This is a genomic window from Kribbella sp. NPDC058245 (assembly GCF_042882005.1).
Lineage (GTDB): Bacteria > Actinomycetota > Actinomycetes > Propionibacteriales > Kribbellaceae > Kribbella.
The window spans coordinates 476,968-502,668 of sequence record NZ_JBHVWY010000002.1 but is presented as its reverse complement, the minus strand read 5'-3'; the positions used below and the strand labels follow the sequence as shown (position 1 = coordinate 502,668).

25 protein-coding genes are annotated in these 25,701 nt (G+C 69.2%); 16 read left to right on the top strand and 9 right to left on the bottom strand.

Annotation, left to right across the window (positions count from 1 at the left end; translation table 11 throughout):
* From nusA to ACFVWG_RS05830, 6 genes are all read left to right on the top strand, one after another.
* Positions 1-993 carry a transcription termination factor NusA gene (gene nusA / locus ACFVWG_RS05855; RefSeq protein ID WP_391541995.1) on the top strand — a complete coding sequence of 331 codons (993 nt, stop codon included), beginning with the start codon at positions 1-3 and terminating at the stop codon, positions 991-993.
* Between the two features lie 45 nt (positions 994-1,038).
* The gene (locus ACFVWG_RS05850) at positions 1,039-1,425 is read left to right on the top strand and encodes a YlxR family protein (RefSeq protein WP_391541994.1); all 387 of its coding nucleotides are present in this window, start codon (positions 1,039-1,041) and stop codon (positions 1,423-1,425) included.
* Between the two features lie 68 nt (positions 1,426-1,493).
* Positions 1,494-4,724: a translation initiation factor IF-2 gene (gene infB / locus ACFVWG_RS05845; RefSeq protein WP_391541993.1), complete on the top strand. Its 3,231-nt coding sequence runs from the start codon at positions 1,494-1,496 to the stop codon at positions 4,722-4,724.
* 100 nt (positions 4,725-4,824) lie between these two features.
* Entirely contained in the window at positions 4,825-5,268 is a 444-nt protein-coding gene (rbfA, locus tag ACFVWG_RS05840) for a 30S ribosome-binding factor RbfA (protein WP_391541992.1), read from the top strand.
* Positions 5,268-6,155, top strand: a complete 888-nt coding sequence (truB, locus tag ACFVWG_RS05835) for a tRNA pseudouridine(55) synthase TruB (protein WP_391541991.1) — start codon at positions 5,268-5,270, stop codon at positions 6,153-6,155. The genes rbfA and truB overlap by 1 nt, the downstream gene beginning before the upstream one ends.
* Positions 6,156-6,445: 290 nt before the next feature.
* Positions 6,446-6,808 (top strand): hypothetical protein, encoded by a 363-nt coding sequence (locus ACFVWG_RS05830; RefSeq protein ID WP_391541990.1) that lies wholly within the window; start codon positions 6,446-6,448, stop codon positions 6,806-6,808.
* A 210-nt stretch (positions 6,809-7,018) separates the two neighbouring features.
* Here ACFVWG_RS05830 and ACFVWG_RS05825 read toward each other — a convergent pair whose 3' ends face one another.
* Both ACFVWG_RS05825 and ACFVWG_RS05820 read right to left on the bottom strand, forming a co-directional pair.
* Positions 7,019-8,164, bottom strand: a complete 1,146-nt coding sequence (locus ACFVWG_RS05825; RefSeq protein WP_391541989.1) for a sensor histidine kinase — start codon at positions 8,162-8,164, stop codon at positions 7,019-7,021.
* A complete protein-coding gene (locus tag ACFVWG_RS05820; protein ID WP_391541988.1) occupies positions 8,161-8,811 on the bottom strand; it encodes a response regulator transcription factor in 651 nt (216 codons plus the stop codon). Before ACFVWG_RS05820 ends, ACFVWG_RS05825 begins: the two co-directional genes overlap by 4 nt.
* 88 nt (positions 8,812-8,899) lie before the next feature.
* Here ACFVWG_RS05820 and ACFVWG_RS05815 point away from each other — a divergent pair, with 88 nt between their 5' ends.
* Genes ACFVWG_RS05815 through ACFVWG_RS05795 form a run of 5 tightly spaced genes read left to right on the top strand, consistent with a single transcriptional unit; the run spans position 8,900 to position 12,533 of the window.
* Complete coding sequence (locus ACFVWG_RS05815; protein WP_391541987.1) at positions 8,900-9,427, top strand: hypothetical protein; 528 nt, start codon at positions 8,900-8,902, stop codon at positions 9,425-9,427.
* Complete coding sequence (locus tag ACFVWG_RS05810) at positions 9,427-10,500, top strand: peptidoglycan-binding protein (RefSeq protein ID WP_391541986.1); 1,074 nt, start codon at positions 9,427-9,429, stop codon at positions 10,498-10,500. The genes ACFVWG_RS05815 and ACFVWG_RS05810 overlap by 1 nt, the downstream gene beginning before the upstream one ends.
* Positions 10,497-11,153, top strand: a complete 657-nt coding sequence (locus ACFVWG_RS05805; protein WP_391541985.1) for an ABC transporter ATP-binding protein — start codon at positions 10,497-10,499, stop codon at positions 11,151-11,153. The genes ACFVWG_RS05810 and ACFVWG_RS05805 overlap by 4 nt, the downstream gene beginning before the upstream one ends.
* Positions 11,154-12,347 (top strand): ABC transporter permease, encoded by a 1,194-nt coding sequence (locus ACFVWG_RS05800; RefSeq protein ID WP_391541984.1) that lies wholly within the window; start codon positions 11,154-11,156, stop codon positions 12,345-12,347.
* Positions 12,348-12,371: 24 nt separating this feature from the next.
* On the top strand, positions 12,372-12,533 hold the full coding sequence (locus tag ACFVWG_RS05795; RefSeq protein WP_391541983.1) for a hypothetical protein: 162 nt from the start codon (positions 12,372-12,374) through the stop codon (positions 12,531-12,533).
* A 168-nt stretch (positions 12,534-12,701) separates the two neighbouring features.
* Here the strand turns inward: ACFVWG_RS05795 and ACFVWG_RS05790 are convergent, their stop codons facing one another.
* The gene (locus ACFVWG_RS05790; protein ID WP_391541982.1) at positions 12,702-13,766 is read right to left on the bottom strand and encodes a PEP/pyruvate-binding domain-containing protein; all 1,065 of its coding nucleotides are present in this window, start codon (positions 13,764-13,766) and stop codon (positions 12,702-12,704) included.
* Between the two features lie 52 nt (positions 13,767-13,818).
* Between ACFVWG_RS05790 and ACFVWG_RS05785 the strand changes: the two genes are divergently transcribed.
* The 3 genes from ACFVWG_RS05785 to ACFVWG_RS05775 are packed head-to-tail and all read left to right on the top strand — an operon-like array spanning position 13,819 to position 15,678.
* Positions 13,819-14,187 (top strand): hypothetical protein, encoded by a 369-nt coding sequence (locus ACFVWG_RS05785; protein ID WP_391541981.1) that lies wholly within the window; start codon positions 13,819-13,821, stop codon positions 14,185-14,187.
* Entirely contained in the window at positions 14,184-14,783 is a 600-nt protein-coding gene (locus ACFVWG_RS05780; RefSeq protein WP_391541980.1) for a transcriptional regulator, read from the top strand. Before ACFVWG_RS05785 ends, ACFVWG_RS05780 begins: the two co-directional genes overlap by 4 nt.
* Positions 14,784-14,796: 13 nt before the next feature.
* The gene (locus ACFVWG_RS05775) at positions 14,797-15,678 is read left to right on the top strand and encodes an NAD-dependent protein deacetylase (protein ID WP_391541979.1); all 882 of its coding nucleotides are present in this window, start codon (positions 14,797-14,799) and stop codon (positions 15,676-15,678) included.
* Between the two features lie 79 nt (positions 15,679-15,757).
* On the opposite strand, the gene ACFVWG_RS05770 is transcribed toward ACFVWG_RS05775, so the two are convergent.
* The 6 genes from ACFVWG_RS05770 to ACFVWG_RS05745 form a co-directional block, all read right to left on the bottom strand.
* Positions 15,758-16,771 carry an SGNH/GDSL hydrolase family protein gene (locus ACFVWG_RS05770; protein WP_391541978.1) on the bottom strand — a complete coding sequence of 338 codons (1,014 nt, stop codon included), beginning with the start codon at positions 16,769-16,771 and terminating at the stop codon, positions 15,758-15,760.
* 106 nt (positions 16,772-16,877) lie between these two features.
* A complete protein-coding gene (locus ACFVWG_RS05765) occupies positions 16,878-18,149 on the bottom strand; it encodes a hypothetical protein (protein WP_391541977.1) in 1,272 nt (423 codons plus the stop codon).
* Between the two features lie 2 nt (positions 18,150-18,151).
* On the bottom strand, positions 18,152-18,664 hold the full coding sequence (locus ACFVWG_RS05760; protein WP_391541976.1) for a hypothetical protein: 513 nt from the start codon (positions 18,662-18,664) through the stop codon (positions 18,152-18,154).
* Positions 18,661-20,787 carry a hydantoinase/oxoprolinase family protein gene (locus ACFVWG_RS05755; RefSeq protein ID WP_391541975.1) on the bottom strand — a complete coding sequence of 709 codons (2,127 nt, stop codon included), beginning with the start codon at positions 20,785-20,787 and terminating at the stop codon, positions 18,661-18,663. The genes ACFVWG_RS05760 and ACFVWG_RS05755 overlap by 4 nt, the downstream gene beginning before the upstream one ends.
* A gap of 24 nt (positions 20,788-20,811) precedes the next feature.
* Positions 20,812-22,434, bottom strand: a complete 1,623-nt coding sequence (locus tag ACFVWG_RS05750; protein ID WP_391541974.1) for an FAD-dependent oxidoreductase — start codon at positions 22,432-22,434, stop codon at positions 20,812-20,814.
* Positions 22,431-23,435, bottom strand: a complete 1,005-nt coding sequence (locus ACFVWG_RS05745) for a LacI family DNA-binding transcriptional regulator (RefSeq protein ID WP_391541973.1) — start codon at positions 23,433-23,435, stop codon at positions 22,431-22,433. The genes ACFVWG_RS05750 and ACFVWG_RS05745 overlap by 4 nt, the downstream gene beginning before the upstream one ends.
* Positions 23,436-23,610: 175 nt before the next feature.
* Between ACFVWG_RS05745 and ACFVWG_RS05740 the strand changes: the two genes are divergently transcribed.
* Positions 23,611-24,603 carry a hypothetical protein gene (locus tag ACFVWG_RS05740; protein WP_391541972.1) on the top strand — a complete coding sequence of 331 codons (993 nt, stop codon included), beginning with the start codon at positions 23,611-23,613 and terminating at the stop codon, positions 24,601-24,603.
* A gap of 48 nt (positions 24,604-24,651) precedes the next feature.
* Positions 24,652-25,614 (top strand): bifunctional riboflavin kinase/FAD synthetase, encoded by a 963-nt coding sequence (locus tag ACFVWG_RS05735; protein ID WP_391541971.1) that lies wholly within the window; start codon positions 24,652-24,654, stop codon positions 25,612-25,614.
* Positions 25,615-25,701 lie beyond the last annotated feature (87 nt).

Sequence of the window (25,701 nt, the reverse complement as noted above, 5' to 3'; positions counted from 1 at the left end):
ATGGATATCGACATGGCCGTCCTGCGGTCGCTCGAACGGGAGAAGGACATCTCCCTCGACATCGTCGTGGACGCGATCGAGGCGGCCCTGCTGGTGGCCTACCACCGCACCGAGGGCGCCCAGCAGCACGCGCGCGCCGAGCTGGACCGCAAGACCGGGCACGTGACGGTGACGGCGCGCGAGGTCGACGAAGAGGGCGCGCTGCTGCGCGAGTTCGACGACACCCCGAAGGACTTCGGCCGGATCGCGGCCACGACGGCCAAGCAGATCATCCTGCAGCGGCTGCGCGACGCCGAGGACGACGTCCGGTACGGCGAGTTCTCCGGCAAGGAGGGCGACATCGTGTCCGGCGTCGTCCAGCAGGGCCGCGACCCGCGCTCGGTGATGGTCGACCTCGGCAAGATCGAGGCCGTGCTGCCGGCGCCGGAGCAGGTGCCGGGGGAGAAGTACGAGCACGGTTCGCGGCTGCGGGTCTACGTGGTCGGGGTCCGCAAGGGCTTCAAGGGCCCGCAGATCACCGTCAGCCGGACGCACCCGAACCTGGTCAAGAAGCTGTTCGCGCTGGAGGTCCCGGAGGTCGCCGACGGCACCGTCGAGATCACCGCGATCGCCCGCGAGGCGGGGCACCGGACCAAGATCGCGGTCCGGACGCTCAACCCGTCGGTGAACGGCAAGGGTGCCTGCATCGGCCCGATGGGCCAGCGGGTGCGCAACATCATGCACGAGCTGCACGGTGAGAAGATCGACATCATCGACCACAGCGACGACCCGGCCACCTTCGTCGGGAATGCGCTGTCCCCGGCGCAGGTCACGTCGGTGGAGGTCGTCGACGCTGCGGCTCGCGCCGCGCGCGTCGTCGTACCGGACTATCAGTTGTCCCTCGCCATCGGCAAAGAGGGCCAGAACGCACGCCTCGCGGCCCGGCTGACGGGCTGGCGGATCGACATCCGGCCGGATACCGATGTGACTGGTGAGGACAAGAAGGTAGACTGATCTCTCGGTCGGCCGACTGAGTCGCAACCACACCCTGAGGAAGATGTGACAGACGCGCGTCCTGGCAAGGCTCGGGAGCGCACCTGTATCGGGTGCCGGAAGCGATCCAGTCCGACAGACCTGCTGCGGACGACGGTGTCCGGAGGACTTGTCCTCCCGGATCCAGAGCGCCGGGCACCCGGCCGTGGGGCGCATGTGCACCCCACACTCGAGTGCTTCGAGCTCGCTGTCCGGCGCAAGGCGTTCCCGCGGGCCTTCAAGGTCCCGGGCCCGCTCGACGTGACCGGGCTGCAGGAGTTCCTCGCGCAGCGTGATAGGCAAGATGTGAACACGGCGGCCAACCGGCCGTCCGCGGCGGTCCAACCGGGCCGTCGTGACCGACATGAAGGCGGGTCATCGACTCATGACCACTCGATGAGTGTCTACCGATGAGTGCAATGCGATGAGCATGTACGTCAACTAACGGTCCGCGGCCCCAGGCTCGGACCAGAGGGAGAGTAGTGGCAAAGGTCCGAGTCTACGAGCTCGCAAAAGAGCTCGGAGTTACCAGCAAGGTCGTTCTGACCAGGCTGAACGACATGGGTGAGTTCGTTCGATCGGCATCCTCGACCATCGAGGCGCCGGTTGTCCGGCGGTTGGCGGAAGAGTTCGAGAAGAACCCGCCGAAGAAGCGCGCGGCCAAGAAGGCCGCCGCCAGCACGTCTGCCGCGCCGCAGGCGACCGCTCCGGTCGCTCCTGCCGAGCCGGTTCAGCAGTCCGAGCCGGTTGCCCCCGCGGCGCCGGCCGAGCGTCCGGCGCCTGTCGCCGAGTCGGCTCCCGCACCGGTGGCGCAGGCCCCGGTGGCCGAGCCGGCCGCGGCCGCTCCGGTGGCTCCGGCTGCCAAGGCAGCGACACCCGGTATCAAGCCGGGTCCGCGTCCGGGCCCGAAGCCGGGTCCGCGCGCCGAGACCCCGGCCGCTCCGGTCGAGACCCCCGCCGCTGCGGCGGCTCCGGTCGAGACTCCGGCCGCACCGGCCGCCCCGAAGGTGGAGGCCCCCGTGGCCACGCCGGCGTTCGAGGCTCCGGCGGCCAAGGCCGCTCCGGCTCCCGAGGCTGCCGCTCCGGCTGCCCCGGCGACGCCGCGTCCGGCTGCCGACGCTCCGGTCCGTCCGGGCCCGCGTCCGGCTGGTCAGAGCTCCGGTGGTCAGGGTGGCTCTGCGCCGCGTCCGGGTGCTTCCGCACCGCGTCCGGGTGGCTCCGCGCCGCGTCCGGGTGCGCCGCGGCCCGGTGGCAACCAGCGTCCGGGTGGTCAGGGTGGTGGCCCGCGTCCGGGTGCGCCGCGTCCGGGCAACAACCCCTTCAGCTCGACTCAAGGTATGCAGCGCGGTGGCGCACGCCCGGGCCCCGGCGGCCAGGGTGGCGGTCAAGGCGGTCCGGGTGCTCCCAGCCCGGCCGGAATGGCTCCGCGTCCGCCGGCAGCCCGCGACGGTGGCGGCCGTGACGACCGTCGCGGCGGTAACGACCGTCCGCCGCGTTCCGGCGGCGTACCGGGTGCACCGCGCCCGAACCCGGCGATGATGCCGAAGTCCTCGGCCGGTACCTTCACCGGTCGCCCCTCGGGTCCCGGTGGGGGCCCTGGCGGCGGCGGTGGCGCTGGTGGTCGTGGTCGTCCCGGTGGCGGCGGCGGTCCGGGTGGACCGGGTGCCGGTGCCCGTCCGGGTGGCGGCGGCGGTGGCGGCGGTTTCCGTCCCGGCGGCGGCCCGAGCGGCCCTCCCGGTGGTGGCGGCGGTGGCCGTCCCGGCCCGGGCAACCGGGGTCGTGGCGGAACGCAGGGTGCCTTCGGGCGTCCGGGCGGTCCGGCGCGTCGTGGCCGGAAGTCGAAGCGCGCCAAGCGCCAGGAATTCGACAACATGCAGGCCCCCGCGGTCGGCGGCGTTCGCGTCCGCCACGGTGACGGCGAGGTCGTGAAGCTGGCCCGTGGCGCGTCCCTGACGGACTTCGCCGAGAAGGTCGGCGTCGACCCGGCGTCGCTGGTGCAGGTGCTGTTCCACCTCGGTGAGATGGTCACTGCCACGCAGTCGGTCAACGAAGAGGTCCTGCAGCTGCTGGGTACCGAGCTGAACTACGACGTTCAGGTCGTGTCCCCCGAAGACGAGGACCGCGAGCTGCTGCAGTCGTTCGACATCGACTTCGGGTCGGACGAGGGCGGCGAGGCCGAGCTGGTCAAGCGGCCGCCGGTCGTGACCGTGATGGGTCACGTCGACCACGGTAAGACGAAGCTTCTGGACGCGGTCCGTGAGGCCAACGTCGTCGCCAAGGAAGCCGGTGGCATCACCCAGCACATCGGTGCCTACCAGGTGACCACCACGGTCGACGGCGAAGAGCGCGCCATCACCTTCGTTGACACCCCGGGTCACGAGGCGTTCACCGCCATGCGTGCTCGTGGTGCGCAGGCCACCGACATCGTCATCCTGGTGGTCGCGGCCGACGACGGCGTGATGCCGCAGACGATCGAGGCCCTGAACCACGCCCGTGCGGCCGGTGTCCCGATCGTGGTCGCGGTCAACAAGATCGACGTACCGAGTGCCGACCCGGCCAAGGTGCGCGGTCAGCTGACCGAGTACGGCCTGGTCCCCGAGGAGTACGGCGGCGACACGATGTTCGTCGACGTCTCGGCGAAGTCGCGGATCAACATCGACGGGCTGCTCGAGGGTGTCATCCTCACCGCGGACGCGTCGCTGGATCTGCGGGCCAACCCGAACATGCCGGCCCAGGGCATCGCGATCGAGGCCAACCTCGACAAGGGCCGTGGTCCGGTGGCGACCGTGCTGGTACAGCGCGGAACGCTGCGGGTCGGCGACTCGATGGTCGCGGGACCGGCGTACGGCCGGGTCCGGGCCATGCTCGACGAGCACGGCGACGCGGTCGAAGAGGCCACACCGTCGCGTCCGGTCCTGGTGCTCGGTCTGACCGCCGTGCCAGGTGCGGGTGACAAGTTCCTGGTGGTGGACGACGACCGGATGGCCCGGCAGATCGCTGAGAAGCGCGAAGCCCGGGCTCGTGCGGCCGCCAACGCCAAGCGTCGTGCGCGCCGGACCCTCGAGGACTTCATGGCCTCGATGGAGAAGGGCGAGACGCAGGAACTGCTGCTCATCCTCAAGGGCGACGTGTCCGGTTCGGTCGAGGCGCTGGAAGACGCCCTGGTCCGGATCGAGGTCGGCGACGAGGTCAACCTGCGCGTCATCGACCGTGGCGTCGGTGCGATCAACGAGAACGACGTCAACCTGGCCATCGCGTCGAACGCCGTCATCATCGGCTTCAACGTGCGGCCGGCCGGCAAGGCCGGAGACGTGGCCGAGCGCGAGGGTGTCGACATCCGGCACTACTCGGTGATCTACGCCGCGATCGACGACATCGAGGCGGCCCTGAAGGGCATGCTCAAGCCGATCTACGAAGAGGTCGTGCTGGGGCAGGCGGAGATCCGCGAGATCTTCCGCTCCTCGAAGGTCGGAAACATCGCCGGTTGCTGGGTCACCAGCGGCCTGATCCGCCGCAACGCCAAGATCCGGTTGATCCGGGACGGCGCGGTCGTGGTGGAGAACGGCGAGCTCTCGTCGCTGAAGAGGTTCAAGGACGACGCGTCCGAGGTCCGCGAGGGCTTCGAGTGTGGTCTGACCGTGAACAACTACAACGACATCAAGATCGGCGATGTCGTGGAGTCGTTCGAGCTGCGCGAGAAGCCGCGCAACTAACCGCGGTACTGCTCTAGTAACGTCCGGAGTGGCGGGTTCGACCACCGCCGCTCCGGACGTTTCGCATGATTGATTCAGGTGACAGAGGGAGTGAGCCCCGATGGGTGAAGCAAGGGCGAAGCAGTTGGCCGACCGGATCCAGGTCCTGGTCGCGGAGCTGCTGGAGCGCCGGGTCAAGGACCCGCGGCTCGGCTTCGTCACCGTGACGGACGCGAAGCTGACCGCCGACCTGGGCGAGGCGAGCGTCTTCTACACGGTGTACGGCGGCGAGCAGGAGCGCGCGTCCACGGCCGCGGCGCTGGAGTCGGCGCGTGGCCTGATCCGCAGCGAGGTCGGCAAGGCGCTCGGGTTGCGGCGCGCTCCGAGCCTGGCGTTCTACCTGGACTCGATCCCGGAGACCGCGGGCCAGATCGAGGAGCTGCTGTCCAAGGCCCGGCACGCCGACGCCAAGGTGGCCGCGGCCGCCGCCGGCGCCAAGCCGGCCGGCGACGCGGACCCGTACAAGAAGAAGAACGACGACGAGGACGAGGACGAGCAGGACTAGTGGTTGCTTTCACGCCGTCCTCGGACGGCATCGTCGTGGTGGACAAGCCGGCGGGGATGACCTCGCACACGGTCGTCGCGAAGGTCCGGCGGCTGGCGGGCACCCGCAAGGTGGGGCACGCCGGCACGCTGGACCCGATGGCGACCGGTGTCCTGGTCGCCGGCCTCAACCGCGCCACCCGGCTCCTCGGCCACCTCCAGCTCGCCGACAAGTCGTACGACGCGACCATCCGGCTCGGTGCCAGTACGACGACCGACGACGCCGAGGGGGAGATCCTCGAGACCGCCTCCGTGGCCGGCGTCACGGCCGAGGCGATCTCGTCGGCGACGACGGCGTACAAGGGTGAGATCTCGCAGATCCCGTCCGCGGTGTCCGCGATCAAGGTCGACGGCAAGCGGGCCTATGAACGCGTCCGCGCCGGCGAAGAGGTCGCCCTCAAGGCGCGCACCGTGACGGTGTCGCGATACGACATCCTCGACATTCGCATCAGTGACGAGTGGATCGACGTCGATGTGTCGGTGGACTGCTCGAGCGGCACGTACATCCGTGCGCTGGCTCGGGATCTCGGCACCGATCTGAGTGTCGGCGGCCACCTCACCGCACTTCGCCGTACCCGCGTCGGATCTTTCGACCTGTCGGCGGCGCACACCCTCGAGTCGCTCGCCGAGGACTTCGTCTGGCTGCCGATCGCGGATGTTGCCGCAGGCACCTTTCCCCGCTACAACGCCGACGACGAACAAGCCGCCGCCATCCGCACCGGCCGCCCCCTCCCCGGCCTCAACCTCGCCTCCGGCCAAACCGCCATGTTCGACCCCTCCGGCACCTTCCTGGCCCTCTACGAACCCCACGGCCCCCTAGCCAAACCCACCGCCGTCTTCGTCGGCTAGGCCACCTTGAGCACGGTTCAACCATTTCCACGTGCCTCTCGTTGACGGGTGCTCAAGGTGAGGTTCGTAAGCGACCTTGAGCACCGTTCAGTCACTTCCGAGCGCGGAATGTGGTTGAGGGGTGCTCAAGGTGGGGCTTGCGACGGTGGGGACCCGTTCGCGGGCGAAGCGGACCGCCACCACTGATCAACTCGCTCGCCGTGCCGGGCTTCACGCTCAGCGCCGCCCCGCGTGGTGGTCGGACGAGCGGTTACTCAGTGCTGGGCGTCCGGGTGGGTAGCCTGAGTGGGGTGCGTGAGGGGGCGGTGCGGGTTGCGGCGGTGGTGGTGTTCGCCTATGGGACTGCGGTCCACGCGTATGACCTGTTGCGGGGCGGGCTTGATGCGTACGCCGGCTATCCCGGTTGGCTGCGTGGGTTCTACACGGCGCTGATCGTGCTGGACGCGGCATGCGCCGTACTGATCGCGATGCGACGACGTGCCGGCCTCGTGCTCGGGAGTGCGGTGCTGGTCGCGGACGCGCTGGCCAACGGCTACGCGGTGTACGGGCTGCATCAGGGGCCCACGATTGCAAGGGTCGGGCAGGGTGTGGTGAGTGCGTTGGCGGTCGCGATGGTGCTGGCGAGCCGCTGGCTCTGGCGATCGTTTCGCTAGGGGCCGGCCCTGGACCTTGTGCACGGTTCAGTCGTTTCCGCGCGCGGAAAGTGACTGAACGGTGCTCAAGGTGCCGCTCGGGTGCGACCTTGTGCACCGTTCAGTCACTTCCGCGTGCGAATGATGGTTGAGTCGTGCTCAAGGTGGGGCGTTCGCTAGGGCTGGTGGAGGGTGGCTGTGGTGGCGTTGAGGGTGATGGCGTGCCGCGGGCTACTCGGTCGCGGTCGCGCGGTGCCTTGGGGACCTGGCCGCGGAGGGGAGCGTGACCTTGACGAGCAGGCCGCCGCCTTCGCGAACCCGCGCGTGCACGTGGCCGCCGTGGGCGTGGGCCACCGCGCGGACGATCGACAACCCGAGTCCTGCACCGGGCCGGCCGGCCAGGCGGTCTGCTGTGAATCGGCGGAACGGCTCGAACAGTCCGGAGACCTCGTACGGCGGTATCACAGGACCGGTGTTGCTGACGACCAGCTGGACGGTGCCGTGGGGGCTGGTGTCGGTGGTGACCCGAACCCAGCCGTCGGGCACGTTGTAGTTGATGCCGTTCTCCACCAGGTTCTGGACGAGCCGTTCGAGCAAGGCCGCATTGCCCATCGTCGGCGCCTCGCCGGCTGACACGATCACTCCCGGATGCTGTCCGGCCACGTGGGTCACGACGTCCGCGAGATCCACGTAGGAGAGCTCGCCGAGCTCGCCGTCGGACTTGGCAAGCGTGAGCAGCCCGTCGATCAGGCGCTCGTGCCGGCTGTTGATGTCGAGCAGGGTCGCGCCGAGCTGGCGCACCTGTTCGTGCGCGTCACCACGCTGCACCGCGATCTCGAGCAGGGTGCGGTTGAGAGTGAGCGGTGTGCGCAGTTCGTGGGATGCGTTGGCGACGAAGCGGCGCTGTCCTTCGAAGGACTGGTCGAGTCGTTCGAGCATCAGGTCGAAGGTGTCGGCCAGCCGTTTGACTTCGTCCGGTGGCCCGTCGAGGGCGATGCGTTCGTGCAGCCCGCGGTCCGCGCCGGGTGAGTCGGCGATGCGCCGCGCGACCCGGGTCATCCGGTCGATCGGTTGCAGCATCCGGCCGGCGATCAGCCAGCCGATCGCGACCGCGCCGGCCCCGACCAGTACGAGCGCGATCGCGCCCTGGGTGAGCAGAGCCGTGAGCGCGTCGGCCCGGGACTCCTCGACGGCCTGTCGGCGGCCGTCCGCGTCGGCCGTTACACCTGGGACGTTCATGACGTCCGTCAGTGAGATGTCGTTGGCCAGCTGCCGCGACATCAACGCGTACGTCGCGCCGAGCAGGAGTACGGCGGCCAGCACGAACAACCCGCCGTACATCAAGGTCAGCCGGGTGCGGATCGTCAGTCGCTTCACGGGATCCGGTACCCGACGCCGGGATCGGTCAGCACGACCGGCGGATCCCCGAGCTTGCGGCGGAGCTTGAGAATCGTCATCCGCACGGTGTGAGTGAACGGGTCCGCGTGCTCGTCCCATGCCTTCTCCAGCAATTGCTCCGTGGAGACGGCACCGCCGTCGGCGCGCAGGAGCTCTGCCAGAACGGCGAATTCCTTTCGGGACAGCGGGACGTAGCGACCGTCGCGATAGACCTCGCGACGATGGGGGTCCAGCCGGATGCCGGCCCGGGTCAGGGCGGGCGGTGCCGCGGGGCGGGAGCGCCGGCCGAGCGCTGTCACCCGGGCGGCCAGCTCACGGAACGCGAACGGCTTGGGCAGGTAGTCGTCGGCGCCGAGCGCGAGACCGGCGACCCGGTCGTCGACGTCCGAGGCGGCTGTCAGCATCAGCACCTTTGTCTCGCCGCCGGCCAGTGCCCGGCACACCTCGTCGCCGTGGACGATCGGCAGGTCCCGGTCGAGCACGACCACGTCGTAGTCGTTGACCGCGACGCGCTCGAGCGCGGCCGCGCCGTCGTACACCACATCGACAGCGTGCGCGTCGGCCCGCAACCCCTCGGCCACCGCGTCCGCGAGGAGTGGTTCGTCTTCGACCACCAGTATTCGCATACGCCCATGGTGACGCAGGGTGTCGTCAATTCCGCGTCAACGCTTTCGGAGACGCCGCCTTGACGCCTCGCCGTCTGTACTTCGTGACATGAAACGACACATCACGCTCGCCATCGGATCGTTGCTGCTGGCTGGACTCGCCGGCTGCTCGTCCCCCACCGACCCAGGCGTGGCCACCGCAGGCGGCGACTCCTCGCCGGGCGCAGCCGCGACGGTGTCCACGAAGGAGGCGGCGCTGAAGTTCGCGCAGTGCATGCGCGAGAACGGGGTGCCGGACTTCCAGGACCCGAAGTTCGGCGCGGACGGCGAGATCGAGGACATGAGCCTGCCGAAAGGCGTGAAGCTCGAGACCGCTCAGGCGGCGCAGGAGAAATGCCAGCAGTATCTGCCGCACGGAGGGTCGCCGGAGCAGATGAGCGCGGAGGATGCGAAGAAGCTCCGGGAGTACGCCGGGTGCATGCGGCAGAACGGCATGCCGAAGTTCCCGGATCCCGACGCGGAAGGTCGCCTCCGGCTCGAGGGGATCGACCTCAACGGCGCGGACTACAAGGCAGCGCACGAGACGTGCCAGCACCTCCTGCCCGGTGGCGGCGGCTTCCAGCCGGGGGCGAAGTGATGGCGCGGCGGAGGCGACGGGCCGGTCGCGTCGTGATCGCGGTGGTCGCGGTGGTCGCCGCCGGCGCCGGTGCGGCCGCGGCGACCGGGGTGCTGGACGGCAGACAACCCACCCAAAGCGCAGCCGAGACGCCAGCGGCAACCGCGAAGGTGACCAGACAGACGCTCGTCGACAAGCAGACCGAGAGCGGTGAGCTCGGCCATGGTGCCCCCGTGGTCGTGAGCGCCAAACTCTCAGGAACATTGACGGCGCTGGCGGCCATCGGTTCCACGATCGGGCGCGGGGACACGGTCTACAGGGTCGACGACACGCCTGTCGTGTTGCTGTACGGCGCGCTGCCGGCGTACCGCAACCTCGTGGTCGGTACAGAAGGCACCGATGTCGCGCAGTTCGAGAACAACCTGGCCGCGCTGGGTTACACCGGTTTCACCGCGGACAGGCAGTACACCCAGAGGACGGCCGCGGCGGTCAAGAAATGGCAGAAGGCCCTGGGTTTGCCCCAGACGGGCACGGTCGAGCAGGGACGGATCTACTATGCGACCGGCCCGGTGCGCGTGGACAGTCAGGAGGCCGTGCCGGGCAGCGGTGTGGGGCCGGACGCACCGCTGCTCAAGTACACCGGGTCGGCTCGGTTAGTGACGGTTTCCATGGATGTGGCCGACGAGCGGCTCGCGGTGAAAGGCGCCGTGGTGACCGTCACCTTGCCGGACGGCAAAACCGTCCGCGGAACTATCGGCGACACCAAGACCATCGTCGTGCCCGCCGACGGCAGTCCGGGCAGTAACGCGTCGACCAGGGTCGACGTCACTGTCACAGTCGCCGACCAGAAGGCGCTTGCGGGACTCGACCGTGCGTCCGTGAAGGTCGGGTTCACAGCAGCGCAACGGAAGAACGTGCTGACCGTTCCGGTGGCCGCGCTGCTCGCGCTGTCCGAAGGCGGCTACGGCGTCGAGGTGGTGAACGGATCGACGACCAAGACCGTCGCGGTCAAGACCGGTCTGTTCGCCGACGGCCGTGTCGAGATCTCCGGCGACGGCGTCGCCGAGGGCGCGACAGTGGGGATGCCGTCATGACCGCGGTCGTGGAACTCGACGCGGTCGGAAAGTCGTACACGGGGGTGGCTGCGTTGTGGGATGTCTCACTGGTGGTGGAGTACGGCGAGTTGGTCGCGATCGTCGGTCCGTCCGGCTCGGGCAAGTCGACGATGCTGCATCTGATCGGCACGCTCGACCGACCGTCGACCGGCGTCGTACGGATTGATGGGCACGACGTGGCGCGGCTGTCGGACCGTCAACTGTCCGCGTTGCGTGCCCGCCGAATCGGGTTCGTGTTCCAGCAGTTCCACCTGACGCCAGGCCAGTCCGCCCTGGACAACGTGGCCGACGGCCTGCTGTACACAGGAATGCCGGCTCGCGAGCGGGCAAGGCGTGCCGAAGCAGCACTGGTCCGCGTCGGACTCGCCGGTCGTCTCGACCACCGGCCGCACGAGATGTCCGGCGGCGAACGGCAGCGGGTGGCGATCGCGCGAGCGGTCGTGGGCGATCCGGCCCTGCTACTCGCGGACGAGCCGACCGGGAATCTGGACTCAGTCGCAGGCGCCGGTGTGATGGAGCTGCTGTGGGAACTGCATGCCGCCGGCACTACCGTCCTGGTCATCACCCACGACCGGGAGATCGCCGACAGCCTGCCAAGACAGGTCCGGCTGCGCGACGGGGAGGTGGTCTGAATGCTCGCACCTGCACGCCTGAACCTTGGTGACGTACTCAGGGTCGGCAGCGCCGGCCTGCGAACCCGCCCCCTGCGCGTCTTCCTCTCCGCGCTGGGTATCGCGATCGGCATCGCGGCCATGACTGCGGTGGTAGGGGTGTCGTCGTCCAGCCGCGCCGAGCTCGACCGTGAACTAGCGGCTCTCGGCACGAACCTGCTCACCGTGGCACCCGGCAGCACCATGACTGGTGAGACCGCGAGGCTGCCGACCGAGTCGATCGACATGATTCGCCGCATCAAGCCCGTCCAGGCGGTGTCCGCGAGCGGCAAAGTGCCCGACACCAACGTCTACCGCAACGACCGGATTCCGGCGGCGCAGACCGGCGGCCTGGCGGTTCTGGCCGCCCACCTCGACCTTCCTCGCACCGTGGGCGTGACGCTTGCCGACGGCACGTGGTTGAACGGGGCCACCTCCCGCTATCCCGCCGTGGTGCTCGGATCGGAAGCCGCGTCAGTGCTGGGCATCACGTCGGTGGGCGAGGACGTCCGCATCTATCTCGGTGGACTGTGGTTCACCGTGGTGGGCATCCTCAATGCCAGCCCGCTCGCGCCCGAACTGGACACCGCCGCGCTCGTCGGCTGGCCGGCCGCGCAGTCGTACCTGGACTTCGACGGCTACCCGACGACCGTCTACACGCGGGCCGCCGACGCAGCAGTCGAGGCGGTACGGGGCGTCCTCGCCGCGACCGCGAACCCCCAGGCACCCAACGAGGTCAAGGTGTCCCGCCCGTCCGACGCCCTCGCCGCACGCCAGGCTGCGGACCGCGCGTTCACCGGTCTCCTCCTCGGTCTCGGCGCCGTCGCCCTGCTGGTCGGTGGGGTCGGCGTCGCCAACACGATGGTGATCTCGGTCCTGGAACGACGCGCCGAAATCGGCCTGCGCCGCTCGCTCGGCGCGACCCGCGGCCAGATACGTCTCCAGTTCGTCGCCGAAGCGCTGCTGCTGTCCGCCATCGGCGGAGTCAGTGGCGTCTTCCTCGGCATCGGGGTCACCGGCGGCTACGCAGTCACCCGCGACTGGCCCACCGTCGTTCCGGCATGGGCGATGGTCGGCGGCGTCACCGCGACCTTGCTGATCGGCGCGATCGCGGGCCTGTATCCAGCCATCCGAGCGGCCCGTCTACCACCGACCGCGGCTCTCGCGACGCCGTGAGCCCTGCGGACCGCCGGGTCGCCCATGAGAGCGGGTCTTGTGCTCGGGAGTGCGGTGCTGGTCGCGGACGCGCTGGCCAACGGCTACCAGGGGCCTACGGTTGCTCGGGTCGGGCAGGGCGTGGTGAGTGCGTTGGCGGTCGCGATGGTGCTGGCGAGCCGCTGGCTCTGGCGATCGTTTCGCTAGGGCTGGGCCTGGGACCTTGTGCACGGTTCAGTCGTTTCCGCGCGCGGTCAGCGGTTGATGGGTGCACAAGGTCGGCTTGGTGCGTGACTTTGTGCACGGGTCGGTCAGGTGTGCGGGTGGGGAATGGTTGATAGGTGCTCAAGGTGGGGGCGCGACGTTGAGCACGGGTCAGTCGGTTCGGCGCGCGGAATTTGGTTGAGGGGTGCTCAAGGTGGGGGCGCGTTCGGGCTGGTGGAGGGTGGCGGTGGTGGCGTTGAGGGTTAGGGGGACGCCGTCGCGGAGGAGGGTGAGGGCGTGGGGGACGGCGAGGATGGCGGGGAGGCGGCGTTCGCGGGCGAGGATGGCGGCGTGGGAGAGGCGGCCGCCGGTTTCGGTGACGATGCCGGCGATGACTTGGAAGAGTGGGGTCCAGGCGGGGTCGGTGTAGCGGCAGACGAGGATGTCGCCGGGGCAGACGCGGGGGAAGTCGGCGGGGCCGTGGACGAGGCGGGCGGGGCCGGTCGCCGTACCGGGGCTGCCGGAGATGCCGTGCAGGGGAGCGGTGATCGGGCGGGCTTGGAGGAGCCAGAGGCGGTCGTGCTCGAAGGCGAACTCGATGTCCTGCGGTCCACCGAGCAACTGCTCCACGTCCTGGCCGAGTTGCCACAGCTGAGCCAACTGGTCGTCGGTGAGGCAGTAGCGGGAGCGATCCGACAAGGCGACCGGGGTCGTGGTGGTGCGATCAACGCGGGTGGCCTTGGAGCCGAGGCTGCGGTCGACGACCGAGCCTTCCACGATGGTGAAGGCGTCCGGCGTGACGCGGCCGCCGACGACACTCTCGCCGAGTCCCCACGACGCCTCGACGAACGCAGTCGCGCCAGTGAAGAGCACACCCGACACATCCGCATCCACGTGCTGCTGCACGATCACCGCCATCGATGCGCCGGTACGGCGGTACGCGGCCGCGCGTGGAGACCACAGCGACGCCCGTGTCGCCGCGATCCGATCCGGCAGCGCAGCCCGGCTGACCCCAAGGAACGAGTCGTACACACCCGCCGCGGACTGCGCCCCGGTGTCCTCGGTCGAGGCGGACGAGCGAACGGCGTACAGGCGGTCCTCGACGACGTCCAACGAAGCGCCAGGCAGCAGCACGATCCCAGGTGGCACCGGGAAGCCGGCGCGCAGCAGCGCACCCAGGTTCGCTGCCTTGGCGCCCGCCTCCGGACCGGCAACCGCGAGACTGATCACCCGCATACCCTTTCAACAAAATATTGACAACACTTTGTTGATACTCCACTGTTTCAGCATGCGAAGCAAGAACGACGACCAGGCGCAGGCAGAGAGCGAGGCGGACGCCCGCCGCGAGCTGCTGGAGCTCGGCGCTGATCAGCTCGAACGCCGTCCCTGGCAGCCCGCGCCCGTACCGCCCTCGGCCGTGGACCTCATCCAGTTCTTCCTCTCGAGCACCACGGACAACCGGGACGCCGCCGTCGCAGCACTCCAGCTCCTCCCCGCAGCCCGGGCCGAGCTCGACCACCTGGAGACCGGCCTGATGTTCACCGCACGCGGCCTCGGCATCACCTGGGCGGAGATGGCCCGCGCACTCGGCCTGAACTCACCGCAGGCCTGCCAGCAGCGTCTCGACCGCCTGACGAATCGCCACGGAGAGTCATGAGCCGCGCATCCACACCCGAGCTGCTCACTCTGCATGCCGTCCGGCTGCTCGGCGTCGGCGACGAGCAGGCCATCGCAGACCGGTTCGCCCTCGACCTGGCCAGCACCAAAGAGCTGCTCCTGGACCACCAAGCCTTCGGCTGGATCAGCTGGAGCCAGTTCGCCGACATCGGCGGCTGGTCGCTCACCGAGTCCGGCCGCGCCGAGAACGAACGCGGTCTGGCCGCAGAGCTCGGCTCAGACGCCGACACGGTCAGTACGGCGTACTCCGCCTTCCTGCCGCTCAACGGACGTCTCCAGGCCGCCTGCACCCAATGGCAGCTCAAACCAGCCCCAGGCGACGCCATGGCCTTCAACGACCACACCGACCCCGCATGGGACCAGGCTGTCCTCGACGAGCTCGCAGCGATCGGTCAGGAGCTCACCCCGCTCGCCACGCAGCTCACGGCGACCCTCGACCGCTTCGCCGGCTACGACACCCGCTACACGCGAGCGCACCAGGCCGGCTGCGTCGACAGTACGACGGTCGACTCCTGCCACCGCGTGTGGTTCGAGCTGCACGAGGACCTGATCGCCACCCTCGGCGTGCGCCGGTAAGTACGCTGGAGCCGTGCGTTCCCGTCCAACTCTGCAGTGGGCCCCCGGCCCCGACGTCCTCGCGCTCGAACCCGGTACGACGGATGTCACCCCGCTGGCCGAGATCGTGGCGGACCGGAACGTCGTCGTACTGAGTGGCGCCGGTCTCTCCACCGAGTCGGGCATCCCCGACTACCGCGGCGAGACCGGCAGCCTGCGCACGCACACCCCGATGACGTACGACGATTTCGCGAGCAGCGAGTCCGGCCGCCAGCGCTACTGGGCGCGCAGCCACCTCGGCTGGCGCACGATCGCCCGCGCGCACCCGAACGTCGGCCACCGCGCCGTCGCGAGCCTGCAAGCGCGCGGCTACCTCAGCGGCGTCATCACCCAGAACGTCGACGGCCTGCACACCGCCGCCGGCACCAAAGACGTGATCGAGTTGCACGGCAACCTCGACCGGGTCATCTGCCTGAACTGCGGTACGACGTCCGCGCGTGAAGTCCTCGACGCGAGACTCCGCGCAGCCAACGAAGACTTCGAGGCCGAGGCGACCCGGATCAACCCCGATGGTGACGTCGACCTGCCCGAGGACGTCGTGCAGTCCTTCACCGTTGTCCCGTGCACGGTCTGCGGGGGAGTGCTCAAACCCGACGTGGTCTTCTTCGGCGAGAACGTCCCCAAACCGCGTGTCGAACGCTGCTACCGCCTGATCGACGCAGCAAACGCCGTACTGGTCCTGGGCTCGTCCCTGACCGTCATGTCCGGCTTCCGCTTCGTCCGCCATGCAGCCAAGGCCGGTACGCCGGTCCTGATCGTCAACCAGGGCATCACCCGCGGCGACCCGTATGCGCTGCACCGCATCAACCTGCCGCTCGGCCAAGCGCTCACTGAGCTGACAGCACAGCTGCCCTGACACCGGCGTCCAGACACCACCGGGCCGGGCCATGCGTGAGGTGGCCCAGCCCGGGGTCCGGCGTACGGATTGGAAAGGGTCAGCGTTGCGCGCTGGTCCGTACGCGGTCATTGGCGGCCTTGACGGCCGGTGAGGTTGCTGCCTGTTTGGTCAGTTGACGGCCCTTCGCGGCCCACGTGGCCTGCTCGGACGCCGTGATGGTGGCGGGCTTGCCGGTCAGCTTCTTGAGGGTGAGTGAGGCGACGCCGGCCTGGCCTTCGTAGCGCGGGTGGTAGTTGGCCGCCCGCAGCAGGTTGAGGTCCTTGCCCTGGATCCACGCCACGCCGTCCGGCGCACAGGCGTCGTGACCGGTCGACGGTCCGACGGTGTCGACGTACGTCGCTCCGGTCGCAGCGGCCGCGTTCGACACCGCTGCGTTCAGTGCCTGCTCGATCGAGTACAGGTAGGCGTAGTCGCCGTCCGCGAACGGCAGGATGTCCGGGCAGGTGCCGTGCGCGGGCGCGATCTGCGGATACCCGACCAGTACGACGGTTGCCTCGGGCGACCGTTGTTTGATGCCTTGGACAACAACTTTGATCCGGGCCTCGGTCTTCACCAGATCGGCCTTCAGCGTGTCCACGCCGTCGACCGTGAAGTGCGCCTTGCAGGGTGCGCCGGTGGGGTCCGAGGCGCGCAGCCCTGGGCAGGTGCCGACGATCGAGCCGAAGACGCCGAAGTCGTTGCCGCCGATCCCGAGCGTGACGAGGTCGGTCTCGGAACTCAGTGCGTCGAACTGCGGCGCCGCCGTCCCGAGAATCGTGCTCTGCGGGTTCAGCATGTTCGTGGTGTCCGCACCACCGCAGCTCGCATCGGTGAAGTCGTAGATGCCGAGCGCGGCGGCGACCATCTTCGGGTAGTTGCTGTACGACCGGGCGCAGCCGAGCGACAGCAGGTCCGGGATCGGCACGAACGGCGCCGAGGTGTAGGAGTCACCGAGCGCGACGTACTCGCGGAAGCGATGCTGTCCGGCATCAGCCGGCGCGACCGCTGCGACGGTCAGCGCCGTCGTCATCAGCAACCCGGTGACCGCCGCGATCGCACGGTGAAACTTCACTTGGCCTCCCCAAGGCTCGGCAACGCCGCCCACACTAAGTTGAGTGACGCTCCGATTACAAGGGGTGACCAACCTCAGCGATGATCAACCTCAGAGATGATCAACCTCAGAGATAGAGAACCGCGGTGAGCACCATGCCGCCCAGTCCGACCAGCCAGGTGAAGGGCAGTGTCGACAGCATCGACCGCTCCGGCCGCACACCGGCGTACTGAGCCGCCCACACCGTCTGGGTGCTGGTCGGATCGGAGACGCTGAAGACCTGGTTGTACGACGCCATCAGCCCGACCACCGCGGTCAGCGGGTAGATGCCGCCGGTCACCAGCACACCCGCGACTCCGGCGCCGAGGCCGAACACGTTGAGCGGACCACGGAACAGGCAGAGCGGGACCAATGCGGCGAAGACGATGACGAACCAGATCGGACCGGACGGGCTGATCGCCGCGACGATCGGGGTGAGCGCGGTCTTGGCGCCTGGCAATTTCACGGCTGCCAGCAGCATCCCGATCGAGACGAACAACGCGATCGGGGGAGCGGCGACCTCAAACCCCTTGTACAGCGAGCGGAGCGCCCGCTCGTTCAGGTCCCCCCATTTGGTCGTGGTGACCAGCGCATAGACCACCCCGGCGAGCAGCGACGGCACGATCGGGACCGTGAGTCCGAGGGCGAGCACGATCGGGATCAGCGGAGTGACCAGGGCGTACCAGGGCGCGTCGCCGCGTCGTACCCGGGCCTTTGGCCGGTCGAGCTGGACCGCCCACGCATGCCGGGCACCGCGGCGGGTCTGGACGAGGACGTAGGCGATCCCGACCACCAATGCGATCGGGAACAGCCGGATCATCACGGTGCGAACCTCAGAGACCGGTGCGCCGAGCGCATCGGACATGAACTGCCACACCGGCAGCTCCAGGGGAGACCCGGCCGAGATCCCCATCAGGACGGTGCCGGCCGCGGCGACCGGGCGCAGCCCGACCGCGATCATCGCCGGGATGCCGATGACTCCGGCCAGCATTGCTGCCGGGGCCGATCCGGTGATGCTTCCGCACAGGATCGACACCGCGAACACGCCGAGCGCGACGACCGCCGGGCGCTCGCCGCCGAACTCCACGATCTTGCGGACGAGCGTGCCACCGATCCCGGTCTGGTCGAGCAACGTGCCAAGCCAGGACCCCAGCAGTACGGCGATCATCGTGGCCGCGAGCGTGATGGCGCCGTTCTGCAGGACGCCGGTCAGGATGCTGTCCTTCGCACCGGTCAGTGGGGCGCCGGAGATCAGCGCGATGCCCAGGGCGAGCAGGGCGAGCGCGAAGGCGGTCGGCAGGATGCGCGTGAGCATCAGCAGCACCCCGACGGCCATCAGGATCAGGATCGCGATTCCCATGATCAGTTCCTTCCGGCGAGGGCGGCGGTGAGCAGCAGCGGGCTGACGGCCAGTCCGCTGCGACGGTGGGCGAATCGGTGCGCGGCGATCTCGTCGGCGCCCGCGACGTGTCCGCGGAGACGGAAGCGTCCGAGGCGCAGCGCGGTGTGGCCGAGGCGCCGATTCAGTTCGCGGACGTCGAGGCGATGATGTGCCACCTCGTGTGCGACGGCGGCCTGTCGTAGCGATGCGCGGGTGACCGGCCAACCTCGTTGCCTGGCTAGCTTTTCGGCGAAGCGCAGTGAGTCGGTGTAGACGATGACGGTTCCGCGCTGGTGTTCGGCCAGCAGCAGCTCACCTTTCCGTACGCCGCCCTCGCGCTCGACGATCTGGACGGTCGCATCATCAGTGCCGTCGGCCAGTTCGTCGCCGTACTCGAGGGCCGTTCGGGCCCAGGAGCGCAGTTGCTCGTCGGTCCGGTTCTCGTGGGTGGGCGTGTCCCGCAGGAGGCTGACCGCCAGGTCCAGGTCGTTCATCCGCGGTCCTCCAGGATCAGGACGACCGGCTCGTCGTCTGCTCGGGTCTTCAGTTCGGCGCCGGCCAGGGCGATCAGCTGGTCGCGGTCGAGCACTCCGGACAGGTCAGCGATCTTCGGACCGACGAGCAGCCACACCGCGGGAACGCGTGCACCACCGTCGCCGTACCGGGTGTGCTGATCGGTAAGGGCGGCCAGCCGGGCGGGCGCCGTACCGGCATCGACGGTCTCCACTGTGGCGCCGTTGCCGTGCAGGCGGATCACGCCTTCGCCGTCGACCACTCGGACCCGTACGGCGGATCTGGCGAAGCGGTGTCGTCGTGTTCGCGCACCGAAGACGCCGTACTGCGGAGTGGTTGCTAGCTCGTGCACGTCTGCTGGGTCGACGCCGATGCTGCGCGCCACGTCGGAGCGGACCACACTGGCGTCGAGAGTGGCGGACCGGTCTTTCGTGCGGAGCTCGGTGGCACCGGTCGCGACTGCGCGAATCAGATTGCGCTGTGGGTCGACGGTGACGTCAACCTCGACTCCCGCGGGGTCGGCGCCCTGAGCAACGACCGCGGCCTCAGCCTGGGTCCGCGTGGCGAGGATGTCGGCGTTGGACGGGTTCGGCACGATGCGCTCCACGGACTCCCGGACCAGCGCCAGCGCGGCGCCAAGCGGGCTGATGACCTCCGCGTGCGCGGCGATGCGCCAGTCGTGGCCGGTCTCGGTGCCCAGGTACGGCGTGACTGCGGCCGCACCGCCTCCACCGCCCACCAGTGTTGGGTGGTCGAGCCGGTACTCCTGCACGAGCTGGTCGACCACTGCGCGCACAGGCTTCACCGCCTGCTTGAGCACAGCCCGTGCTGCCGCTTCCACGGAGAGCCCCAGCGCTGTAGCGAGCGGTTGCAGCGCTGCCTGCGCAGTCGCCGGGTTTGCGTAGGCGTAGCTGTCGGCCGGCACCACACCGAGCGCGTTGGCGGCACAGGTCAGTGTGAGGGCGTAACGGGTGCCGTCCGCGGTCTCGATCGCCACGTAGTCCGCCGGGTCACCAGGCCGCGGCGAAACGGTGATCAGCTTGGCGCCGGACCACACTGCGGCCGGTGCGAAGCAGGCGTACGGCAGTCCGGCGATGTGCGCGCTGCGCGGCCCGATCTCGGTGATGGCCTTGCCGGAGTACCTGATCAGAGAGCCGCCGCCGATACCGACCGTGCGGACGTCAAGAGCCGGCAGGTACGTCTCATGGCCGCCCAACTGTGCGTGCCGGACCAGTACCCGGCCGCGGCGCACCACGCTGATATCAGTGGAGGTGCCACCGGTCTCCAGGAACAAGCCCTCGCTGAGCCGCTCCGCCATCAGTGCACCAGCCACACCCGCAGCGGGCCCGGACAGGGCGGTGAGTAACGGCCGACGGCGCATCTCCGCTAGGGACATGACTCCGCCGTCGCCGCGCACCACCATGAGCGTTGCGGTGATGCCTGCGCGCCGGACGCTGCTCTCGACCAGGTCAGCGGTTGACACCATCCGCGGCATGATCCCCGCGTTCAGCACCGCCGTACGGGCTCGTTTGGTCAGTCCGTAGAGACCGGTGATCTCGTGGGTGGCAGTGGCGAGCACCCCACGCTCACGGGCGGCAGTGGTGACGGCGTCCTCGCCGCCGGGGTCGTCCACGCTGAAGGGTTCGACCGCGACGACCACCTCGGCACCGGCCCGCACGAGCTCGTCGACGGCTGCACCTGCGGTCGCTGGGTCGCGCACTGCGGCGAAGCGGACCGGCAGCTTGCGACCCGGCGCTAGCTCCATCTTGCCGAAGGAGCGAAGGCGCTGGGTGGCGAAGGCGTCGTACCCGGTGCCGACACCGGCGATGCCGACCGTGGCCACATCGCCTTCCAGCAAGGCGTTGGTCGCCTGCGTCGTGCCGTGCGCGAGGAACGAGACGTCGTCCGCGTTCAGACCGAGGTCGGCACGCAGCTTCTCCAACGCCTCGAGGATGCCGTGGGCGACACCGTCGCTGTGCTCGTGGCTGGTCGGTACCTTCACCTGGCCGAGCAGTTCGAAGGTGTGCGCGTCGACGGCGACCGCGTCGGTGAACGTGCCACCGACGTCGATCCCGACCCGCACAGCACCTGGCTGGAACGTCATGGTCCGCACCTCCAGAGGGGAAAGTCAGTACCCGCGGACGTCGGGCCAGCGGCGCTCGACACCGGAGCGGTCGAGCAGCCGGGCGAAGTCCTCGAAGACACCCGCGTTCTCGCCGACCTGGTGTGGCTCGGTTCCGCCGTCCAGCGCGAAGGCGGCCAGGTATCCGGCCACCTCGCCGATGTTCCATTCGACCGGATGTAGCCGATGGCAACCATTCGTGATGTGCGTCGTACCGATGTTCTTGCCGGCCGGTAGCAGGTTGCGCATCCGCCTTGGTAGCAAGGCGCCCAGCGGCAGTTCGAACGGCACACTCGGTACGTCGACGTAGGTGTCGCCCGCAGTTGACGGGTGCAGGTCGAGCCGGTAGCTACCGACGCCGACCGAGTCCTCACGGCGCTTGCGGCCGGTCGGTCCGAGGATGTCGAGCGATACGTCCTGCTCGACGATCGTGGTCTGCGCGTGGATCCGGCGGCCTTCCCGCACGTAGGCGGACTTGGCCAGCCCGTCGGCGGTCCCGACCACGTCATGGCGCAGCCGCAGCCCCGGGAAGCCAGTGCCACCGTCGATTCGAGGCGCCTCGGTCTGCAGCCAGTACAGGACCGAGAGCGACAGTTGCTTGGCCTCGTCGTGAGCCTGCGCCACGTCCGCGGCGGTGGTGACGCCGTCGATCTCGAGCGCCGGCCGGAGCCAGTAGTCGTTGAGCGGCCAGTTGACCAGCGTGATGTCGGAGTCGAACGCGCCCGGCCGATGCAGCTTGCGAGCGAGGATCCGGCGGAAGCCCCACAGCTCCTTGTCGCCCGCGTCGGCGCTCTGGTCGGCGCTGATCGCCAGCGGATCGGTGTCCGGGTTGGGATCGAACGTCCGCGGGACCGGCTCCAGCGACCGGGGGTCCGGCGCAAGGAACCCGAGCAGCGGGCCGGGCCAGAACTCCGGCCGGTAGTCCCGCCAGAACCCGTACATCCGCGGCCGGTCGATGGTGTGGTCCTGCCCGGCATGATGCGAGAGCGCGAAGCAGTACGTGATGCCCTGCAGGTTTGCGGGGTTCGCCTGCTCCGGTGCGTGTGGTTCGCCGTACTCGGACTGTGCCTCGGCACCGACCGCGAACTCCGTGCCGGTCAGCGGCAGCAGGTCGCCGTTCTCGGTCGCGTCGAGCACGTACGTCGCTTTGACCGTGGTCCGCGTGCCATCAGGCCCCTCCAGCGTCACAGCCTCTACGCGGTCGCCGGTGACGTCGGCTGCGACCGCCCGATGCTGCAGCAGCACGGTCAGCCGTCCAGCCGACCGATGCGGCGCCAGCATCGCCTCCAGCACTGCGAGTGCGGCCCGCGGCTCGTGGCACAGCTTGCTGACCCGGCCAGCACCTGGGTTCAGGTCGGCCAGCGCGGCCGCCTCCGCCCGCAGCGGGTAGTGCCGGCGGTAGTAGTCCCGCACGCCCTCCCGAAACCGCCGGTACGACGCTGTGCTGCCGAACTGCTCGATCCACGGGTTCTCATCCGGTGGGACCGCCTGGGCGGTGAACTGACCGCCGATCCAGTCGGTCTCCTCGGTCAGTACGACGCTGTGTCCCAGCGACGCGGCAGCCAGCGCAGCAGCGACGCCACCGACCCCGCCACCGACGACGAGGATCTCGGGACCAAGCTCAGTCATGCAGTACTCCTTGGCGGTCCGACCTCGCGGCCGGCTACGGGCGGACACCACAGCAACTGCTGGGGCGTGTTCGGCTGGTCGGTGATGAGCTCGATGAGCAGCCGCACGGCCTGCCGCCCCATCTCCTGCATCGGCACCTCGAAGCCACTGACGTCGGGCGGCCCACCCAGCACTGCGAGCGACAGGTCGTCCGGCACGGACAGCCCGGCCGCGTCGACTGCCGCGCGCACCGCCCGGTACGCCGTACCGGTGTCTGTTCCTTCGACCACTAGTGCGGTGACGCCGTCGGCGATCCAGGAGCGCACTGCGGCCACCGGTAGCTGCGGTCCGTCGAGGCGGACCACCTCGGTGTCTGGTGCTGCCTGCAGTACGCCGAGGAGGCGGTCCTCGGATGACGGGGCTTCGTCGGGCTCGCGGACGTACCGGATCTTGCGATGGCCCAGACCGATCAGCCGCTCCAGCACCTCTGCCGAGGCGGCGACGTAGTCCGCGCCCACGTAGGGGATCCGGCCGCCCAGCTCAGGCCGTCGACCGATGTAGACGAGCGGGAAGCCCGCATCGACCAGCCGGGCCACCGGAGCCTCTGGCACGTGCCGTCCGAAGAACAGGCAGCCGTCGGCCATCCTGGTACGGCGGATTGCCGCCTCCTCCGTGGCTTCCGGGCCACTGGTGCCGGTGAACAGGATCAGGTCCTGACCGAGCGACGCGGCCTCGGCCTCCACCCCCGACAGGATCGGGTGGTAGATGTCCGCCTCGTTCGTCGGGAACGCGGTGCGGAACGTGTAGAGACCGAGCAGGTTCGACCGCGAGTGCGCGAGCCGCTTGGCGACCGGGTGCGGGACGTAGCCGAGCTCGTCGGCGACCTCCAGGATCCGCGCCCGGGTCGCTTCGGCCATCCGGACCGACTGGTTGCCCCCGAGCACGACCGAGACCGCGGCCTGCGAGACGCCGGCGATCCGGGCGATGTCCGCCTGGCGCGGCATGCGACGTTCTGTGCTCATCTCGTCCATCCCGGTCGGCTAATGCGATTTAGCCGAGCTTCGAGCGGATTCCCGGAAATGTCAAGACGTCAGAAAATGGCGCAGATCCAAAACTAATACGCATTAGCGTGTTGACACCCACAACAAGACCCGCCCAGAGTCGGAGACACCAACCCCGCCCCGAGGAAGTGGTCGTATGACGCAGATATCCCGCCGTACCGTGCTGTTGGGAACCGCCGGAGCAGGGCTGGGCCTGCCGCTGCTGAGCGCCGCTCCGGCGAGTGCCGCGCCGGCCGGCTTCCCGACGTACAGGTATGTCCGGAACGCGTTCGACAAGACCAAGCTGAAGTACGAGCCGGCGCGGAGTGAGGTGATCTTTCCGTGCATCCGCGGGACGGCGGGACGCGTGCCGAACGCACTCGGGCGTTACTACCTCTACTACGCACCGCACGAAGCACCGGGTGGCATCTGCCTGAGCTACAGCGACAGCCTCGAGGGTCCGTTCATCGAGTACCCGAACAACCCGATCGTGGCGAACAACTGGAGCCCGTACTACAACGTCAGCCACGTCTCGTCGCCGTACGTGCTCTGGAACGAGTCGGCCCAGGAGATGTGGCTGTACTACCACGGTGAGAACACCACGACCCGGCTCGCGCGCTCCAAGGACGGCATCCACTTCACCTACGACAAGGTGGTGCTGTCGACCTCGATGATGCCGACCGGTACGACGGAGACGTCGTACGCGAAGGTGTTCGAGCACGAGCTCCCGGCCAAGGGGTCGAAGTACGTGATGGTCTTCATGATCAACACCACCGCGAACCGCCGTTCCATCGGCTGGGGGCGGTCGGTCGACGGGCGCACCTGGGTCTTCTCGCCCAACTCGCTGATCCGCCCGGAGGAGGTCGGCTCGGTGGATATCGGGGCGCCGTCGGTGGTGCATCGCAACAACTCGACGTACGTGATCTACCACCAGGACAAGGCGTCCGGGGGCCGGATGCTGATCACCGAGGTGGGCAACGACTTCACCATGCGCAACCACCTCGGGGTGTTCCACAATCCGCTGGCCGGGGCTCCCGACAACGGGCGCTGCGCCGCCGCGTCGTTCGGGACCATGGACGGCAAGGAGTACATGTTCTACGAGGCGGGGGAGCGGCTGGCCGGGGCCATCGCCATCGCTCGCGCGGTCTGACCCCGGGGCGGTTGGGTCCGGACGGGTCAGACATGAAATCCTGGTGGCATGCAGGTCTGGCACGGGTTGGACGAGGTGGGTGCGGAGTTCGGCCCGTCGGTCGTCACCATCGGCAACTTCGACGGGGTGCACCGCGGTCACCAGGAGGTGCTCGCGCACGCCAAGGCGCGCGCGGCCGAGCTGGGTGGTCTGCCGGTGGTCGCGCTCACCTTCGACCCACACCCGATGCGGGTACTGCGGCCGGACCACGCGCCGCTGATGCTCAGCGAGCCCGGTCAGCGGGCCGAGCTGCTCGGTCAGCACGGCGCGGACGCAGTTCTCATCCTCCCGTTCGACAAGGACGTGGCGAGCTGGTCGCCGGAGGAGTTCATCGAGCGCGTCCTGGTCGGCACGCTGCACGCCAAGGCGATCGTGGTGGGGGAGAACTTCCGCTTCGGTCACCGCGCCGCGGGGCACGTCGACACGCTGGTCGCGGCCGGTACGACGTACGGGTTCCAGGTCGAGGGCCTGAGCCTGGCGGGTGACGCTCAGCCGTGGTCGTCGACGTACGTGCGGCAGCAGTTGGCCGACGGGCACGTGGAGGCCGCCGCCGAGGCGCTGGGTCGCCCGTTGCGAGTCACCGGCGTGGTCATCGAGGGTGACAAGCGCGGTCGTGAGCTCGGCTATCCGACCGCGAACATCCCGGCCGACCCGACTGCCGCCGTACCGCAGGATGGCGTGTACGCCGGTTGGCTGACCGTGCTCACGCCGGCTGAGGGCGGACCGTCGTACGGCGAAAGGATGCCCGCGGCGATCAGTGTCGGCAGCAACCCGACCTTCGACGGCGTGGACCGGCGGGTGGAGTCCTACGTGCTCGACCGCGACGACCTGGAGCTGTACGGCGCCAAGGTCGCGATCGACTTCGTGGCGCGGCTGCGGGGGAGCCAGATCCGGTTCGAAACCATCGACGAGCTGCTGGTCCAGATGAAGGCCGACGTCGACGGAGCGCGACACGTCCTTACGCAGAATTAGGGTGACGCGTCCACGGACTGATACCGTGGACCCTGCCGTCTGACGGCCGCGGATCGAGAGTGCTCGGGTGACGAAGCCCCGGTGCGC

Excerpts from the sequence above, each read along its gene's own strand:
- ACFVWG_RS05815 (WP_391541987.1), top strand. The coding sequence starts at position 8,900 with ATGAAACGACACATCACGCTCGCCATCGGATCGTTGCTGCTGGCTGGA.
- ACFVWG_RS05735 (WP_391541971.1), top strand. The coding sequence starts at position 24,652 with ATGCAGGTCTGGCACGGGTTGGACGAGGTGGGTGCGGAGTTCGGCCCG.
- ACFVWG_RS05800 (WP_391541984.1), top strand. The coding sequence starts at position 11,154 with ATGCTCGCACCTGCACGCCTGAACCTTGGTGACGTACTCAGGGTCGGC.
- ACFVWG_RS05750 (WP_391541974.1), bottom strand. The coding sequence starts at position 22,434 with ATGACTGAGCTTGGTCCCGAGATCCTCGTCGTCGGTGGCGGGGTCGGT.
- ACFVWG_RS05740 (WP_391541972.1), top strand. The coding sequence starts at position 23,611 with ATGACGCAGATATCCCGCCGTACCGTGCTGTTGGGAACCGCCGGAGCA.
- ACFVWG_RS05765 (WP_391541977.1), bottom strand. The coding sequence starts at position 18,149 with ATGGGAATCGCGATCCTGATCCTGATGGCCGTCGGGGTGCTGCTGATG.
- ACFVWG_RS05810 (WP_391541986.1), top strand. The coding sequence starts at position 9,427 with ATGGCGCGGCGGAGGCGACGGGCCGGTCGCGTCGTGATCGCGGTGGTC.
- rbfA (WP_391541992.1), top strand. The coding sequence starts at position 4,825 with ATGGGTGAAGCAAGGGCGAAGCAGTTGGCCGACCGGATCCAGGTCCTG.
- ACFVWG_RS05760 (WP_391541976.1), bottom strand. The coding sequence starts at position 18,664 with ATGAACGACCTGGACCTGGCGGTCAGCCTCCTGCGGGACACGCCCACC.
- ACFVWG_RS05805 (WP_391541985.1), top strand. The coding sequence starts at position 10,497 with ATGACCGCGGTCGTGGAACTCGACGCGGTCGGAAAGTCGTACACGGGG.
- ACFVWG_RS05790 (WP_391541982.1), bottom strand. The coding sequence starts at position 13,766 with ATGCGGGTGATCAGTCTCGCGGTTGCCGGTCCGGAGGCGGGCGCCAAG.
- ACFVWG_RS05745 (WP_391541973.1), bottom strand. The coding sequence starts at position 23,435 with ATGAGCACAGAACGTCGCATGCCGCGCCAGGCGGACATCGCCCGGATC.
- nusA (WP_391541995.1), top strand. The coding sequence starts at position 1 with ATGGATATCGACATGGCCGTCCTGCGGTCGCTCGAACGGGAGAAGGAC.
- ACFVWG_RS05755 (WP_391541975.1), bottom strand. The coding sequence starts at position 20,787 with ATGACGTTCCAGCCAGGTGCTGTGCGGGTCGGGATCGACGTCGGTGGC.
- ACFVWG_RS05785 (WP_391541981.1), top strand. The coding sequence starts at position 13,819 with ATGCGAAGCAAGAACGACGACCAGGCGCAGGCAGAGAGCGAGGCGGAC.
- ACFVWG_RS05820 (WP_391541988.1), bottom strand. The coding sequence starts at position 8,811 with ATGCGAATACTGGTGGTCGAAGACGAACCACTCCTCGCGGACGCGGTG.
- ACFVWG_RS05795 (WP_391541983.1), top strand. The coding sequence starts at position 12,372 with ATGAGAGCGGGTCTTGTGCTCGGGAGTGCGGTGCTGGTCGCGGACGCG.
- ACFVWG_RS05780 (WP_391541980.1), top strand. The coding sequence starts at position 14,184 with ATGAGCCGCGCATCCACACCCGAGCTGCTCACTCTGCATGCCGTCCGG.